Origin of the sequence: Pseudomonas azerbaijanoccidentalis (assembly GCF_019145495.1) — a bacterium.
In the GTDB taxonomy this organism is placed as follows: Bacteria; Pseudomonadota; Gammaproteobacteria; order Pseudomonadales; family Pseudomonadaceae; genus Aquipseudomonas; species Aquipseudomonas azerbaijanoccidentalis.
This window is the reverse complement of the sequence record NZ_JAHSTU010000007.1, coordinates 323,822-337,949: the sequence shown is the minus strand read 5'-3', so window position 1 is coordinate 337,949 and position 14,128 is coordinate 323,822. Positions and strand designations below refer to the sequence as shown.

Genomic DNA, 14,128 nt, shown 5'->3' with positions numbered 1-14,128 from the left:
CCGTACGGGGCTCTGAAAGTGTGCCGTAATCGAGTCGGCGCGTCACCTGAGGCGGTCAATCAACCCAGGCGGGCAGGGGAGAGCATTTCGGCGCTCAGACCGAAGCGGGTGAGTGGCTCGGGCAGGGGCTCGCCACGTACCAGTGCAGCGCTGGCCTGGCCCATGGCCGGTGAGGTCTGGATGCCATAACCGCCTTGAGCCGCGACCCAGAACAGCCCGGGCACCTGTGGATCGAAACCGGACAGCAAGTCGCCATCGCTGACAAAACTGCGCAGGCCGGCCCAGGTGCGGGTCGGGCGGCGGATGGTCAGGGTGGTGGCTTCTTCGATCTGGTAGATGCCCATGGCGATGTCCAGCTCTTCGGGCTGCACATCGTGAGGTTCTACCGGGTCGGCGTTGGCCGGGGAGCCGAGGAACATCCCGGCGTCAGGTTTCATATAGAAGGATTCGTCGAGGCTGACCAGCATCGGCCAGTGGTGGATGTCTACGCCCTCGGGGCCGGCGAAGATGAACGCGGCCCGGCGTTTCGGTTGCAGGCCCAGTGGTCGGGCGCCGGCCAATTCACCGATCCTGTCGGCCCAGGCGCCGGCGGCGTTAATGATGATCGGTGCGCTAAAGGTTTGGCTGTTGGTTTGCACCTGCCATGCACCGCTAGCATCGCGGCTAAGGCCGAGCACTTCGGTATCGGTGTGCACTTCGCCTTGGTTGCGACGGATGCCGCGCAGGTAGCCCTGATGCAAGGCGTCGGTGTCGATGTCGCTGGCAGTCGGGTCGTAGATCGCGCCGTGGACTTTTTCCCGGCGCAGGATTGGCAGGCGCGCACAGGCTTCTTCGGCGCTGAGCAACTGCATCTCCGGCACCGTGGCTTTTGCGCTCAGGTATTGATTGTTCAGTTCGGCCGGATCACCGGTGAAGTCCACGGTCATTTCGCCGCGCGGCGTCAGCAATGGGTGTTCGCAGAAACCGCTCGGTGGCGCGTCGAAAAAGTCGCGGCTGGCCTGGGTCAAGGCGCGAACCTGCGGGGTGCCGTAGGCCGCGGTGTACAGTGCGGCGGAGCGTCCGGTGGAGTGGTAGGCCGGATGGGATTCACGTTCGAGCACCACCACGCGCCCGTGCTGCGACAGCCAGAAACCGGTGGAAGCGCCGGCAATCCCGCCGCCGATGATGATGAAGTCTGCCTGGCTCATGAAGGTCTCCTGCAGGGGGGATTAGGGTAGTTGGCGGTAGATTGCGTTCGCCAGCGCTATGTCTTCCAGGCCCAGGCCAATCGAGCGGAAGAACACATGGCGGTCGTACGCAGGGCGCTGGACTTTGTCGCTGAGCAGATCCGCCAGGTCGCCCACAATCGCGTTCTTGTCCCAACCGTGCTGCTCACCGGCGATCAGCATTTCACCGGCCGAACCCGGGGTGGTCAGGCGATAGTCACAGAACACCTGCATGTCATTGAGGCTCTGCGGCGGCACTTCGTGGGCGCGTGGGGCGTTGGTGCTGATGGACGTGATCAGCGCCGGTTTGCTGAGGCTGGACGGATCAATCACCGGGCCGGCGGACGAGGTGCACAGCATGATCACGTCGGCATCCTGAACAGCGGCTTCGCGGCTATCAACGATGTTCAGGCGTGGCTCGATGTTTTTCAGCAGGCTGACGGTTTGCGCATCTTCACAAAGGCTTGGCGAATACAGGCTGATGCTCTGCCAGTCCCGCAGGTTTTTCGCGTAATGCAGATGCGCCTGGGCCACCTTGCCGCTGCCGATGATCCCCAGACGAGTCGCGTTCAAAGGCGCCAGTGCATCGACCGCCACGACAGTCGTCGCGGCAGTGCGCGCCGTGGTCAGTTCGCCGGCATCACACAAAAGCAGTGGTTGACCGGTTTGCATCGACATCAGCAGCGTCCACGCGGTCACCAGCGGCCCTTGTTCGCGCACGATGTATGGCGAAGTCTTCACGCCGTAAACGCCGTCTTGCGCCAGCACGCCCAAATAGTTGATGAAGTCCCCCGCGCCTTGCGGAAACTCCACCAGCTGCTGAGCCGGTTGCACGGCTTGCCCGGTGGCCAGGTCGCGAAACAGTTTGCGCAGGATCTGCGGCACGTCGACCTGTGCCAGCAACTCGCGAGCCTGGGCTTGGTTGATCACATGAGGCGTACTGGACATGGTCGGCTCCGGAGTTGGGCGTAAACTAATTTGTCCATTATGGACTTTTAGTTGTGTTGAGCAATCTCCAGACGAAAAAAAAGCGCAGGCCGTTTCCGGCTGCGCCTTTTTCTGCAACTCGTCCGTTACGGACGTTTGCGCTCAACCGCCCGCAACAGATGCGTCGGTGGGGTTTCACAGCTGATTTTCTTGCCCAGCAGCGCCTCGATGGACGGTAGCTGGTAGGAGTCGTCTTCACCGGCAAAGCTGATGGACACGCCGTCAGCGCCAGCACGCCCGGTGCGGCCGATGCGGTGCACGTAGTCGTCCGGAACCTCAGGCAGGGTGAAGTTGATCACATGGCTGATGCCGTCGATGTGGATACCGCGACCGGCCACATCGGTGGCGACCAGTACACGGATCTTGCCTTCGCGGAAGCCTTCCAGAGTCTTGATACGCTTGTGCTGCGGCACGTCGCCGGACAGTTGCGCGGCGTTGATGCCGTCGCGCACCAGGCGTTCCTCGATGCGCCGCACTTCGTCCTTGCGGTTGGCAAACACGATCACCCGCTCCCAACCGTTGTCGTTGACCAGGTTGTAGAGCAGTTTGTATTTGTCGGCACCGGCCACCGCGTAGATGTGCTGCTCGACGTTTTCGCTGGCCACGTTGGTGACTTCGATTTCGACGATGGCAGGGTCGGTGGTCCATTGCTTGGCCAGGTTCATCACGTCTTCGGTGAAGGTCGCGGAGAACAGCAGCGTCTGGCGCTCGGACTTCGGTGGCGTCTGGCGAATGATCTGGCGCACTTGCGGGATGAAGCCCATGTCGAGCATGCGGTCGGCCTCGTCGAGCACCATCACTTCGACCATGTCCAGGTGCACGTCGCCGCGCTGGTTGAAGTCCAGCAAGCGGCCCGGCGTAGCGACGAGGATGTCGCAGTGACGGGCTTCGAGGTGCTTGAGCTGCTTGTCGAAGTCCATGCCGCCGACGAACGTCATGACGTTGAGGCCGGTGTACTTGGTCAGGTCGGCGGCGTCCTTGGCGATCTGTACCACCAGCTCGCGGGTCGGCGCGATGATCAATGCCCGTGGTTCCCCCATGTAGCGCTCTTTCGGCGGCGGGGTTTGCAGCAGTTGGGTGATGATCGAAATCAGGAACGCGGCGGTTTTGCCGGTGCCGGTCTGGGCGCGGCCGATGGCGTCTTTGCCGGCGAGGGTGAAACCCAGCACCTGCGCCTGGATCGGCGTGCAATACGGGAAGCCCAGGTCCTGAATGGCATGCATCAGTTCAGGGGCGAGTTTGAAATCGTGGAAACGGGTTTTGCCTTCCTGGGGTTCGACGACGAAGTCTTCGAGTTTCCATGGGATGACCGGCGCCTTGGGCTTGGGTTCGCGGCGCGGTTTGGCAGGTTTCGGTGTTTCGCTGCGCGGTTGCTCGGCGGCGGCTGGCACAACAGGCTGGGCAGCCGGAGCGTCGCGGCTCTCGTGTTTGGGGGCCGCTACAGGGGCGGTCCGGCCAGGCTGATTACCGTCGGTGCGGTGGCTGGGCGTGTGAGACGGAGCGCTGGTGACTGGCGCGAGTTGCTCAGTCTCGCTTTTACCGAACATTTTCTTGAGTGCTTTGAGCACGGTCATCTCATCAATTGGTTAAGGAATGTACGCCGGCCAGTGTAATGCAAGAATCGGGCGCGGCGTAGTGGGATGGATCAAAGGGCGTTTTAAAGCATGAAAGGGTTAGCGCAGGCGCTCGGCAAGCCAGACGCCAATGTCGCGGATCTCTTCGGGTAACACTTCGTGGCCCATTGGGTATTCCTGCCATGTCACGGTGACACCACGCTGCTTCAAATGCTCGTAGGCAGTACGGCCCATCGAGTTTTGCACCACGTCGTCGTACTGGCCGTGCATCGATAGCACCGGAATGCGTTGCTGGCTGGCCGACAGTTCGAGGGTGTCGCTGAACGTCGGTGCATAAGTAGACAAGGCAAGTACGCCACCGAGTGGCCCCTGCCATTTCAGGAATGCAGTGTGAAAAACCACGGCGCCACCTTGGGAAAAACCGGCGAGGAAAATCCGCGAGGCGTCTATTCCGCTGGCCCGTTGCTCTTCGACCAATTCGATGACCCGATCCGCCGACGCTTCCAGTTGCTCCGGGTTAATTGCACGCGCCGGGCTCATGGCCAATATGTCGTACCAGCTCGGCATCTCGTAGCCACCATTAATAGTGACAGCACGGGTCGGTGCCTGAGGCAAAACGAAGCGGGTCGTCAGCAGGGTTTCCTGCAGGGCTTCGGCTACCGGCAAAAAGTCATAGCGGTCGGCGCCCAGGCCGTGCAGCCAGATCACGCAGGCGTCTGCGGTCTTTACGGGCTGAAGAATCAAGGGCTCGGTCATGTCTGCTCCAAATGTGTGCGGGCGCTCTCATAGAGTGCGAGGTCTGAGTGCGCGGCTGGTTGATCAGTTACGAAGATGTCGCAAGGTTACAAGTTTTGCTATTGACCTGTCGCTGAACCGCTTGAGCGGCCGGTGTGGTACGGGCTTTGCTATAGGGAAGCGCGTACTAAAAATCCCACAACTGTCGGTAACACTATCAGGCCATTGTTGGCAGTGGGATAGCAAAAAATCCGGTAATGGATGTTCGCCAGTGGCCGCTACGGGCTTCGCGAACGTGAAAGGGCTACAGCCCGTTCGGCCGATTGGTGAGAAGTGAGTGATCCATGATGTGGATTCTCTCCTACTAGACTCATAGCTACGGTCCTACGTCGGTTGACCCTAAAAAAAGCCAACACGGGTCAACAACGCCTCAAAAGGGTGCGACTGGACTCACGCTCCGACACAACAAGAGCAAAACTGGAGGTTTGAATGAAGATGTTGAAATCCACCCTGGCAGTCGTGACTGCAGCCGCAGTACTCGGCGTCAGTGGGTTCGCTCAGGCGGGCGCGACCCTGGATGCAGTGCAGAAGAAAGGTTTCGTACAGTGCGGCGTCAGCGATGGCCTGCCTGGCTTCTCGGTTCCAGACTCCACCGGCAAGATCGTTGGTATCGATGCTGACTACTGCCGCGCTGTAGCCGCTGCAGTGTTCGGCGACGCGACCAAGGTCAAGTTCAGCCAGTTGAACGCCAAAGAGCGCTTCACCGCGCTGCAATCTGGCGAAATCGACATTCTGTCGCGCAACACCACCATGACCAGCTCCCGTGACGCAGGCATGGGTCTGAAATTCCCGGGCTTCATCACTTACTACGACGGCATCGGCTTCCTGGTAAACAATAAGCTGGGCGTGAAAAGCGCCAAAGAGCTGGATGGCGCGACCATCTGCATCCAGGCCGGTACCACCACCGAGCTGAACGTTTCCGACTACTTCCGCGGTAACGGTCTGAAATACACCCCGATCACTTTCGACACCTCCGACGAAAGCGCCAAGTCGCTGGAATCCGGTCGTTGCGACGTGCTGACCTCCGACAAGTCCCAACTGTTCGCCCAGCGCAGCAAGCTGGCTTCGCCGAAGGACTACGTGGTTCTGCCGGAAACCATTTCCAAAGAACCTCTGGGCCCGGTCGTGCGTAATGGCGACGACGAGTGGCTGGCCATCGTGCGCTGGACTGGCTACGCCATGCTCAACGCTGAAGAAGCCGGCATCACTTCGAAGAACGTCGAAGCGGAAGCCAAGGCTACCAAGAACCCGGACGTAGCCCGTCTGCTGGGTACTGATGGCGAGTACGGCAAAGACCTGAAAGTGAAGAAAGACTGGGTCGTGCAGATCGTCAAGCAAGTCGGCAACTACGGTGAAGTGTTCGAAAAAAACCTCGGCAAGAACACTCCGCTGGAAATCGACCGCGGGCTGAACGCCTTGTGGAACGCTGGCGGCATTCAATACGCACCACCAGTGCGCTGATGGTTCTATCACCCGGTGGGCCAACCGCCGGGTGATGTTCTGTTCCATTATTTGCGGGGCACTACATGCAAAATTCAATCGGCGCACCAAAGCAGAGGCTCAGCCTCAGCGATCCACGAGTGCGTGCGTGGGTATTCCAGATCATCACGATTATCGGGGTGGTCTCGCTGGGCTGGTATCTGTTCGATAACACCCAGACCAACTTGCAACACCGGGGCATTACCTCCGGTTTCGACTTTCTGGAGCGCAGTGCCGGTTTCGGCATCGCTCAACACCTGATCGACTACACCGAAGCGGACAGTTATGCCCGGGTGTTTGTCATCGGCCTGCTCAACACCCTGCTGGTGACGTTCATCGGCGTGATCCTCGCGACGATCCTCGGCTTCATCGTCGGTGTGGCGCGTTTGTCGAAGAACTGGATCATCGCCAAAGTCGCGACCGTGTATGTGGAAGTCTTCCGCAACATTCCGCCGCTGCTGCAGATCCTGTTCTGGTACTTCGCGGTATTCCTGACCATGCCGGGGCCGCGCAACAGCCATAATTTCGGTGACACCTTCTTCGTCAGCAGCCGTGGCCTGAACATGCCGGCCGCGCTGATGGCCGATGGTTTCTGGCCGTTTGTGGTCAGCGTCGTGGTAGCCATCGTTGCCATCGTGCTGATGTGCCGCTGGGCCAACAAGCGCTTCGAAGCCACCGGTGTGCCGTTCCACAAGTTCTGGGTCGGCCTTGCGTTGTTCCTGGTGATCCCGGCGCTGTGCGCGCTGATTTTCGGCGCGCCGGTGCACTGGGAAATGCCGGAGCTCAAGGGCTTCAACTTTGTCGGTGGCTGGGTGCTGATCCCGGAACTGCTGGCGTTGACCCTGGCACTGACGGTGTACACCGCGGCGTTCATCGCCGAGATCGTGCGTTCGGGCATCAAGTCGGTCAGCCACGGCCAGACCGAAGCGGCGCATTCCCTCGGCCTGCGCAACGGTCCGACCCTGCGCAAAGTGATCATCCCGCAAGCCCTGCGCGTGATCATTCCACCGCTGACCAGCCAATACCTGAACCTGGCGAAAAACTCTTCGCTGGCGGCCGGTATCGGTTACCCGGAAATGGTCTCGCTGTTTGCCGGTACGGTGCTGAACCAGACCGGTCAGGCGATCGAGGTGATTGCCATCACTATGAGCGTGTACCTGGCGATCAGTATCAGCATTTCCCTGCTGATGAACTGGTACAACAAGCGCATTGCGCTGATCGAGCGGTAAGGAAAAGCGCATGAGTACTCACACTTTCAAACCTGACATGCCCCCACCGAGCAGCAGCATCGGTGTGGTGGCATGGATGCGCGCGAACATGTTCTCCAGCTGGCTCAACACCCTGCTGACGTTGTTCGCGTTCTACCTGATCTACCTGGTGGTTCCGCCGATCCTGCAATGGGCGATCATCGACGCCAACTGGGTCGGCACTACCCGCGCCGACTGCACCAAGGACGGCGCTTGCTGGGTGTTCATCCAGCAGCGTTTCGGTCAGTTCATGTACGGCTATTACCCGCCGGAAATGCGCTGGCGCGTGGACCTGACCGTGTGGCTGGCGGTCATTGGCGTGGCACCGTTGTTCATCTCGCGCTTCCCGCGTAAAGCGGTGTACGGCCTGAGCTTCCTGGTGCTGTACCCGATCATTTCCTGGTGCCTGCTGCACGGCGGCGTGTTCGGCCTGCCTGCCGTGGCGACCAGCCAGTGGGGCGGCCTGATGCTGACCCTGGTGATCGCCACCGTCGGTATCGCCGGTGCATTGCCGCTGGGGATTGTTTTGGCGCTGGGTCGTCGTTCGAACATGCCGGCGATTCGTGTGGTCTGCGTGACCTTCATCGAATTCTGGCGCGGCGTGCCGTTGATCACGGTGCTGTTCATGTCCTCGGTGATGTTGCCGCTGTTCCTGCCTGAGGGCATGAACTTCGACAAACTGCTGCGGGCGCTGATCGGCGTGATCCTGTTCCAGTCGGCCTATGTGGCCGAGGTGGTGCGCGGCGGTCTGCAAGCGATCCCTAAAGGTCAGTACGAAGCGGCTGCGGCGATGGGCCTGGGTTACTGGCGCAGCATGGGCCTGGTGATTTTGCCGCAAGCCCTGAAGCTGGTGATCCCCGGTATCGTCAACACGTTCATTGCACTGTTCAAGGACACCAGTCTGGTGATCATCATCGGTTTGTTCGACCTGCTCAACAGCGTCAAACAAGCGGCTGCCGATCCGAAATGGCTGGGCATGGCCACCGAAGGCTACGTGTTCGCGGCCCTGGTGTTCTGGATTTTCTGTTTTGGTATGTCGCGCTATTCCATGCATCTGGAACGCAAGCTCGACACTGGCCACAAGCGCTGAGGCGCTACCCAATTTAGGAAGTTTTGTGATGAGCGAAGCAATCAAGCAGCCTGTAAGCCCTGAAGGCATTATTCAGATGCAGGGCGTCAACAAGTGGTACGGCCAGTTTCACGTACTCAAGGACATCAACCTCAACGTCAAGCAGGGCGAGCGTATCGTTCTGTGCGGGCCGTCGGGTTCCGGCAAGTCCACGACCATCCGCTGCCTCAACCGTCTGGAAGAACACCAGCAGGGCCGCATCGTGGTCGATGGCGTGGAGCTGACCAACGACCTCAAGCAGATTGAAGCGATCCGCCGCGAAGTCGGCATGGTGTTCCAGCACTTCAACCTGTTCCCGCACCTGACCATCCTGCAGAACTGCACCCTGGCGCCGATGTGGGTGCGCAAGATGCCCAAGCGCAAGGCCGAGGAAATCGCCATGCACTACCTGGAACGCGTACGCATTCCGGAGCAGGCGCACAAGTATCCAGGGCAATTGTCCGGCGGTCAGCAACAGCGCGTGGCGATTGCCCGCGCACTGTGCATGAAACCGAAAATCATGCTGTTCGACGAACCGACGTCGGCACTCGACCCGGAGATGGTGAAGGAAGTGCTCGACACCATGATCGGTCTCGCCGAAGACGGTATGACCATGCTCTGCGTGACCCACGAAATGGGCTTCGCCCGTACCGTGGCCAACCGCGTGATCTTCATGGACAAGGGCGAAATCGTCGAACAGGCTGCGCCGAACGACTTCTTCGACAATCCGCAGAATGATCGGACCAAGTTGTTCCTGAGTCAGATTTTGCATTGATGCCTGGCTGACGCGTAAAACAAACCCGGCCTCGTGCCGGGTTTTTTTACGTCTGTGGGTCAGAAACGGTGAGGGTTTCGTGTTCTTTGTGCTGAGTAATTTTGAACGCGTCCCTCAAGTCCGCTCCTTCAGCCAAGGCTTTCGCATCGGCGAGTAAATGCGGGTAGCGGTCCAGCAGGCGCATGAGCAGCATTAACGCCTTCGGCGGAAGTACTTCGCCGCGTTCGTAACGTGAGAATGCGTTGTGCCCGCCTCCGGAGAGCAGTTGCACCGTCTCTTTTTGCGTAAGGTGCAATTTGCGACGGATACGCTTCATCTCGGCACCGATCATTTGCCGGGCCGCGATGACGAGCGCATCACCAGCTTCCCCATAACGCTCCCCACTATCGGTATCAGGGTCCCACTCGACTTCGCCGCACTTCTGGCACTCCCAGCCAGATAGATCATCTACTCGGCACTCCATGCCTTTGACAGTCAGGGTTTCGCCGCGCCCCTCGAAATGTCTCATTCCCTCACGTGCACCGCAGCTGAAACATTGCTGGGTTTTCATGGGTTGTTCTCCTTGAAGGAGATTACCGGTGGGCCGCCGGCAGGGCGGTAGGTCACCTTGATGTGAATCTCCAGGCCTTGTGAGTTGATGTGATACACGTCCTGCCAGACTCGATGGTCATCATGGGAGGTCATCGATTTGTACAACATCCTGTTCTGCAACTCGAAAACGATCTCTTGCATTTCTTTGAGGCTAAAGCCGAGATCCAGACCGGCTTTCTGCGCCGTCTTGGTGAAAGCTTTTCTTCCGAGCCGCCTGACTTCAGCCTTGATCACCGCCAAGTCGTAATGGGGTGTGTTCTTTTCCATAAGAAACCAAAACCCTGTCCCTAAAATTACCCTTTAAGGGTAATTTTGACCATTCGAAAATTCTGCTCATTCCCTGCTCAATGACCCTAGGTGGTTGTCGTCCTACGCGGAGCTGACTAACATGTCAGAAAATTCATCCTATGATTGGATGAAAGGGCGAGTCTTATGTCTGAAATTTCTCCATTAGTTAAACGATCCCTGGTCGATCAGGCTTTGGATCAGTTGCGTCTGCGCATCACGCAGGGCGTTTGGGCCGTTGGCCAGCGCCTGCCGACCGAGCCCGAGCTGTCGGCAGAATTGGGCATCAGCCGCAACACCGTGCGTGAAGCCATGCGCGTATTGGCGTTTTCCGGGTTGATTGAAATCCGCCAGGGCGACGGCAGTTATCTGCGAGCGGTGGTCGATCCGCTGGACACCTTGAAGGCGCTCTCCAGTTGTTCGCGGGAACAGGCGCGCGAGACCCGGCACATCCTCGAAGTCGAGGCCATCGGCCTGGCGGCATTGCGTCGCACGGATGAGGATCTGGCGGCGCTGCGCGAAGCACTGGGTGTCAGCGGCAGCCACTATCACGGCGATCTCGACACTTACATCGCCTGCGATCTGGTGTTCCACCGCCGTCTGGTGGACGCCGCGCACAACCCCACACTCAGCGAGTTGTATCGCTACTTTTCCAGCGTGGTCGGCGCGCAATTGCGCCATTGCCTGAACATCACGCCCCGCCGCCAGGAAGTGTTCGACCTGCACATCGAACTGCTCGATGCCGTCGAACAACGCGACCCTGAACGGGCCAAAGCCCTGTCGAGGCAGTTGATCAATGAACCTTGAAACCGAGAAAACCATGTCCGTTAACGCTCCACAGTCCAAACGTACAGCGGAGCTTGAAGAGCTGCTGATCGACGCAGAGGTCGATGACGAGCAGGTCCAGCAAACTCATCCCGTCCTGCGTCGGCCATGGCTGTTGTTGCTGGGATTGATTTTGGTGGCGCTGAACCTGCGCCCGGCGCTGTCGAGCATGGCGCCAATGCTCAGCGAAGTCTCGAAGTCCCTCGGGCTGTCGGCCTCCCAGGCCGGTTTGCTGACAACGTTGCCGGTGCTTTGCCTCGGCCTGTTTGCGCCGTTGGCGCCGCTGCTGGCACGACGTTTCGGCGCCGAACGTGTGGTGCTGGGGATTTTGCTGACGCTCGCGGGCGGGATCATTCTGCGCAGCTCGTTTGGCGAAATCGGCTTGTTTGCCGGCAGCGTGTTAGCCGGGGCGAGCATCGGCGTGATCGGTGTATTGCTGCCGGGTATCGTCAAGCGCGACTTCCCGAAACAGGCCGGCACCATGACCGGCGTCTACACCATGGCCCTGTGTCTGGGGGCGGCGATGGCCGCCGGTTCGACCGTGCCGCTGAGCGAGCACTTCGACAACAGCTGGGCGATGGGTCTCGGTTTCTGGGTCATTCCAGCCTTGGCCGCCGCGCTATTTTGGTTGCCGCAAACCGGCCAGAAACACGGCACGCACAACGTCGCCTATCGCGTGCGGGGTTTGCTGCGCGATCGGTTGGCCTGGCAAGTGACCTTGTACATGGGCCTGCAATCGTCACTGGCCTACATCGTGTTTGGCTGGTTGCCGTCGATCCTGATCGGTCGCGGGTTGACGCCTACCCAGGCAGGGTTGGTACTGTCCGGTTCGGTGATTGTGCAACTGGTCAGTTCCCTCGCTGCACCGTGGCTAGCGACTCGCGGCAAGGACCAGCGTCTGGCGATTGTGATCGTGATGGCGCTGACCCTCGGCGGCTTGTTCGGTTGCCTGTACGCACCGATCGAAGGCCTGTGGGGCTGGGCGATTGTGCTCGGTCTGGGGCAGGGCGCTACGTTCAGCCTGGCGTTGACCCTGATCGTACTGCGGTCGCGCGATTCCCATGTGGCGGCGAACCTGTCGAGCATGGCGCAAGGCTTCGGTTACACCCTGGCGTCCATGGGGCCGTTCGCGGTCGGTATCGTGCATGACTGGACTGGCGGCTGGACGGCCGTGGGCTGGATTTTCGGGGTGATCGGCCTTGGCGCGATCATCGCCGGGCTCGGAGCCGGGCGTGCGCTGTACGTTCAAGTAGAAAGCGAAAAGCTCTGAACCCCGCACACTGTCGGTATTCGGCTCGCGAATGCCGATAGTGTTTCGCTCGATTGCAGACTATCGTGCAGGCAATCTTTTGAAGCCGTTTTGCACAACAGGGAGTCTGCCCATGAGTGACGTCCACAGCGCCTTGATCACCCGGTTTTACCAAGCCTTCCAGCGCCTCGATGCCGAAGCGATGGCGGCCTGCTACACCGACGATGTGGTGTTCAGCGATCCGGCTTTCGGCGAACTTCGCGGTCGCGATGCCGGCGACATGTGGCGCATGCTGACCACTCGGGCCAAGGATTTCTCCCTGACTTTCGACAATGTGCGCAGCGACGAACGCACCGGTGGCGCTCATTGGGTGGCGAACTATCTGTTCAGTCAGACCGGCAACACCGTGGTCAACGATATTCAAGCGCGTTTTGTTTTTCGCGACGGCAAGATCTGCGAGCACCATGACACTTTTGACCTGTGGACCTGGTCGCGTCAGGCCCTGGGTTTCAAGGGCTTGCTGTTGGGCTGGACGCCGCTGGTGCGCAACGCCGTTCGCGCGCAGGCGTTGAAGGGGCTGAAGGCATTTCAGGCCAGTCGCTGATAAGATTGCGGCGTGTTTTCTTTGCAGCCCTGATCGTTCCGTGACCACCCTCAGCGAAAATCCAATCGACGTCGAAGCACCGGCAAGCAAACCGTGGTTTGTCTATCTGGTGCGCGCGGCCAATGGTTCACTCTATTGCGGCATCAGCGACGATCCGGTGCGCCGCTTCGCCAAGCATCAAAGCGGCAAGGGCGCACGGTTCTTTCTTTCCAGCCCGGCCATGGCGCTGGTCTACACCGAAGCCTGTCGCGACAAAAGCGAAGCGTTGCGCCAGGAGCGGCTGATCAAAAAACTGCGCAAGAGCGCCAAGGAATGCCTCGTGGCGAGCGCCACGGTAGCCTTATCAATCTGACTGATTGGTTCCCATCAGGCGGATCTGTAGGCTGCTAACCGATTGCGCGCTAAGCTGCGGGCTCCTGATCTTTGCGGCGGAGCCGAGCATGTCCGAGTTGATTCTGCATCATTACCCAACGTCCCCCTTTGCCGAAAAGGCCCGCCTGTTGCTGGGCTTCAAAGGGCTGTCCTGGCGTTCGGTAAAGATCTCGCCGGTGATGCCAAAACCCGACCTCACGGCCCTGACCGGTGGCTACCGCAAGACCCCGGTGTTGCAGATCGGTGCGGATATTTATTGCGACACGGCGCTGATCGCCCGTCGGCTGGAGCAAGAAAAAACCCTGCCGGCGTTCTTTCCGGAAGGACAGGAAATGATCGCGGCCAGTTTTGCGACCTGGGCCGATTCTGTGGTGTTCCAGCATGCCGTCAGCCTGGTGTTCCAACCGGAGTCGATAGCGGTGCGTTTCGGCCATCTGCCGCCGGAAGCGATCAAGGCGTTTATTGCCGACCGCGCCGGATTGTTCAGCGGTGGGAGCGCGACAAAGCTGTCCGCTGAACTGGCCAAACATCAATGGCCAACCCTCATGTCACGCCTGGAGCTGCAATTGCAGCGCGAGCAGGGCGACTTCCTGTTCGGCGAGCCATCGATTGCCGACTTCGCGCTGGCGCATTCGCTGTGGTTTCTCAAGGCGACGCCTGTTACTGCGCCGCTGGTTGATGCTTATCCCGCGGTAAGTGCATGGCATGCGCGGGTGCTGGGCTTCGGGCATGGCGCATCCAGCGAGATGACGTCCGAAGAGGCGCTGGAGGTGGCTCGCACGTCGACACCGGCGCCATTGCCGGACGAGCAATTCGTTGATCCAAACGGTTTCAAGGCCGGTCAGCAGGTGGTGATCGCGGCTACCGACTACGGCGTTGATCCGGTGGTGGGGGAGTTGCTGTTTGCGGGCAGCGAGGAATTGATTGTGCGTCGTAAGGATGAGCGTGGCGGTGTGGTACATGTGCACTTCCCGCGCTTTGGTTTCCGCATCGAAGCGCAGTAGGTCCAGCCTCACACCGACCCTGCAGGAG

At 59.9% G+C, this 14,128-nt stretch carries 15 protein-coding genes; 9 read left to right on the top strand and 6 right to left on the bottom strand.

Annotation, left to right across the window (positions count from 1 at the left end; genetic code table 11):
- Window positions 1-59: 59 nt before the first annotated feature.
- The 4 genes from KVG88_RS22810 to KVG88_RS22795 form a co-directional block, all read right to left on the bottom strand.
- A complete protein-coding gene (locus KVG88_RS22810) occupies window positions 60-1,187 on the bottom strand; it encodes an NAD(P)/FAD-dependent oxidoreductase (protein ID WP_217872821.1) in 1,128 nt (375 codons plus the stop codon).
- A 21-nt stretch (window positions 1,188-1,208) separates the two neighbouring features.
- Window positions 1,209-2,153, bottom strand: coding sequence for an ornithine cyclodeaminase family protein (locus tag KVG88_RS22805; RefSeq protein ID WP_217872820.1), 945 nt, complete (start codon window positions 2,151-2,153; stop codon window positions 1,209-1,211).
- Window positions 2,154-2,278: 125 nt separating this feature from the next.
- A complete protein-coding gene (rhlB, locus tag KVG88_RS22800) occupies window positions 2,279-3,766 on the bottom strand; it encodes an ATP-dependent RNA helicase RhlB (RefSeq protein WP_217872819.1) in 1,488 nt (495 codons plus the stop codon).
- Window positions 3,767-3,865: 99 nt separating this feature from the next.
- Complete coding sequence (locus KVG88_RS22795; RefSeq protein ID WP_217872818.1) at window positions 3,866-4,522, bottom strand: alpha/beta hydrolase; 657 nt, start codon at window positions 4,520-4,522, stop codon at window positions 3,866-3,868.
- A 468-nt stretch (window positions 4,523-4,990) separates the two neighbouring features.
- Between KVG88_RS22795 and KVG88_RS22790 the strand changes: the two genes are divergently transcribed.
- The 4 genes from KVG88_RS22790 (at window position 4,991) to KVG88_RS22775 (ending at window position 9,170) form a co-directional block, all read left to right on the top strand.
- Window positions 4,991-6,022 carry an amino acid ABC transporter substrate-binding protein gene (locus KVG88_RS22790; protein ID WP_150702904.1) on the top strand — a complete coding sequence of 344 codons (1,032 nt, stop codon included), beginning with the start codon at window positions 4,991-4,993 and terminating at the stop codon, window positions 6,020-6,022.
- Between the two features lie 65 nt (window positions 6,023-6,087).
- Window positions 6,088-7,269 (top strand): amino acid ABC transporter permease, encoded by a 1,182-nt coding sequence (locus KVG88_RS22785; RefSeq protein WP_150702903.1) that lies wholly within the window; start codon window positions 6,088-6,090, stop codon window positions 7,267-7,269.
- 10 nt (window positions 7,270-7,279) lie between these two features.
- The gene (locus KVG88_RS22780; RefSeq protein ID WP_150702902.1) at window positions 7,280-8,377 is read left to right on the top strand and encodes an amino acid ABC transporter permease; all 1,098 of its coding nucleotides are present in this window, start codon (window positions 7,280-7,282) and stop codon (window positions 8,375-8,377) included.
- A gap of 28 nt (window positions 8,378-8,405) precedes the next feature.
- On the top strand, window positions 8,406-9,170 hold the full coding sequence (locus KVG88_RS22775) for an amino acid ABC transporter ATP-binding protein (RefSeq protein ID WP_003178331.1): 765 nt from the start codon (window positions 8,406-8,408) through the stop codon (window positions 9,168-9,170).
- 46 nt (window positions 9,171-9,216) lie between these two features.
- On the opposite strand, the gene KVG88_RS22770 is transcribed toward KVG88_RS22775, so the two are convergent.
- Complete coding sequence (locus KVG88_RS22770; RefSeq protein ID WP_217872817.1) at window positions 9,217-9,720, bottom strand: type II toxin-antitoxin system MqsA family antitoxin; 504 nt, start codon at window positions 9,718-9,720, stop codon at window positions 9,217-9,219.
- Window positions 9,717-10,028, bottom strand: coding sequence for a type II toxin-antitoxin system MqsR family toxin (locus KVG88_RS22765; protein ID WP_150702900.1), 312 nt, complete (start codon window positions 10,026-10,028; stop codon window positions 9,717-9,719). The genes KVG88_RS22770 and KVG88_RS22765 overlap by 4 nt, the downstream gene beginning before the upstream one ends.
- Before the next feature lie 165 nt (window positions 10,029-10,193).
- Between KVG88_RS22765 and KVG88_RS22760 the strand changes: the two genes are divergently transcribed.
- The 5 genes from KVG88_RS22760 (at window position 10,194) to KVG88_RS22740 (ending at window position 14,100) form a co-directional block, all read left to right on the top strand.
- Window positions 10,194-10,853, top strand: coding sequence for a FadR/GntR family transcriptional regulator (locus KVG88_RS22760; RefSeq protein ID WP_217872816.1), 660 nt, complete (start codon window positions 10,194-10,196; stop codon window positions 10,851-10,853).
- A complete protein-coding gene (locus KVG88_RS22755) occupies window positions 10,843-12,141 on the top strand; it encodes a CynX/NimT family MFS transporter (RefSeq protein ID WP_150702898.1) in 1,299 nt (432 codons plus the stop codon). The genes KVG88_RS22760 and KVG88_RS22755 overlap by 11 nt, the downstream gene beginning before the upstream one ends.
- A 112-nt stretch (window positions 12,142-12,253) precedes the next feature.
- On the top strand, window positions 12,254-12,724 hold the full coding sequence (locus tag KVG88_RS22750) for a nuclear transport factor 2 family protein (protein WP_217872815.1): 471 nt from the start codon (window positions 12,254-12,256) through the stop codon (window positions 12,722-12,724).
- 40 nt (window positions 12,725-12,764) lie between these two features.
- Window positions 12,765-13,076, top strand: a complete 312-nt coding sequence (locus KVG88_RS22745) for a GIY-YIG nuclease family protein (protein ID WP_217872814.1) — start codon at window positions 12,765-12,767, stop codon at window positions 13,074-13,076.
- Window positions 13,077-13,164: 88 nt separating this feature from the next.
- On the top strand, window positions 13,165-14,100 hold the full coding sequence (locus KVG88_RS22740; protein WP_150702895.1) for a glutathione S-transferase family protein: 936 nt from the start codon (window positions 13,165-13,167) through the stop codon (window positions 14,098-14,100).
- Window positions 14,101-14,128: the final 28 nt, after the last annotated feature.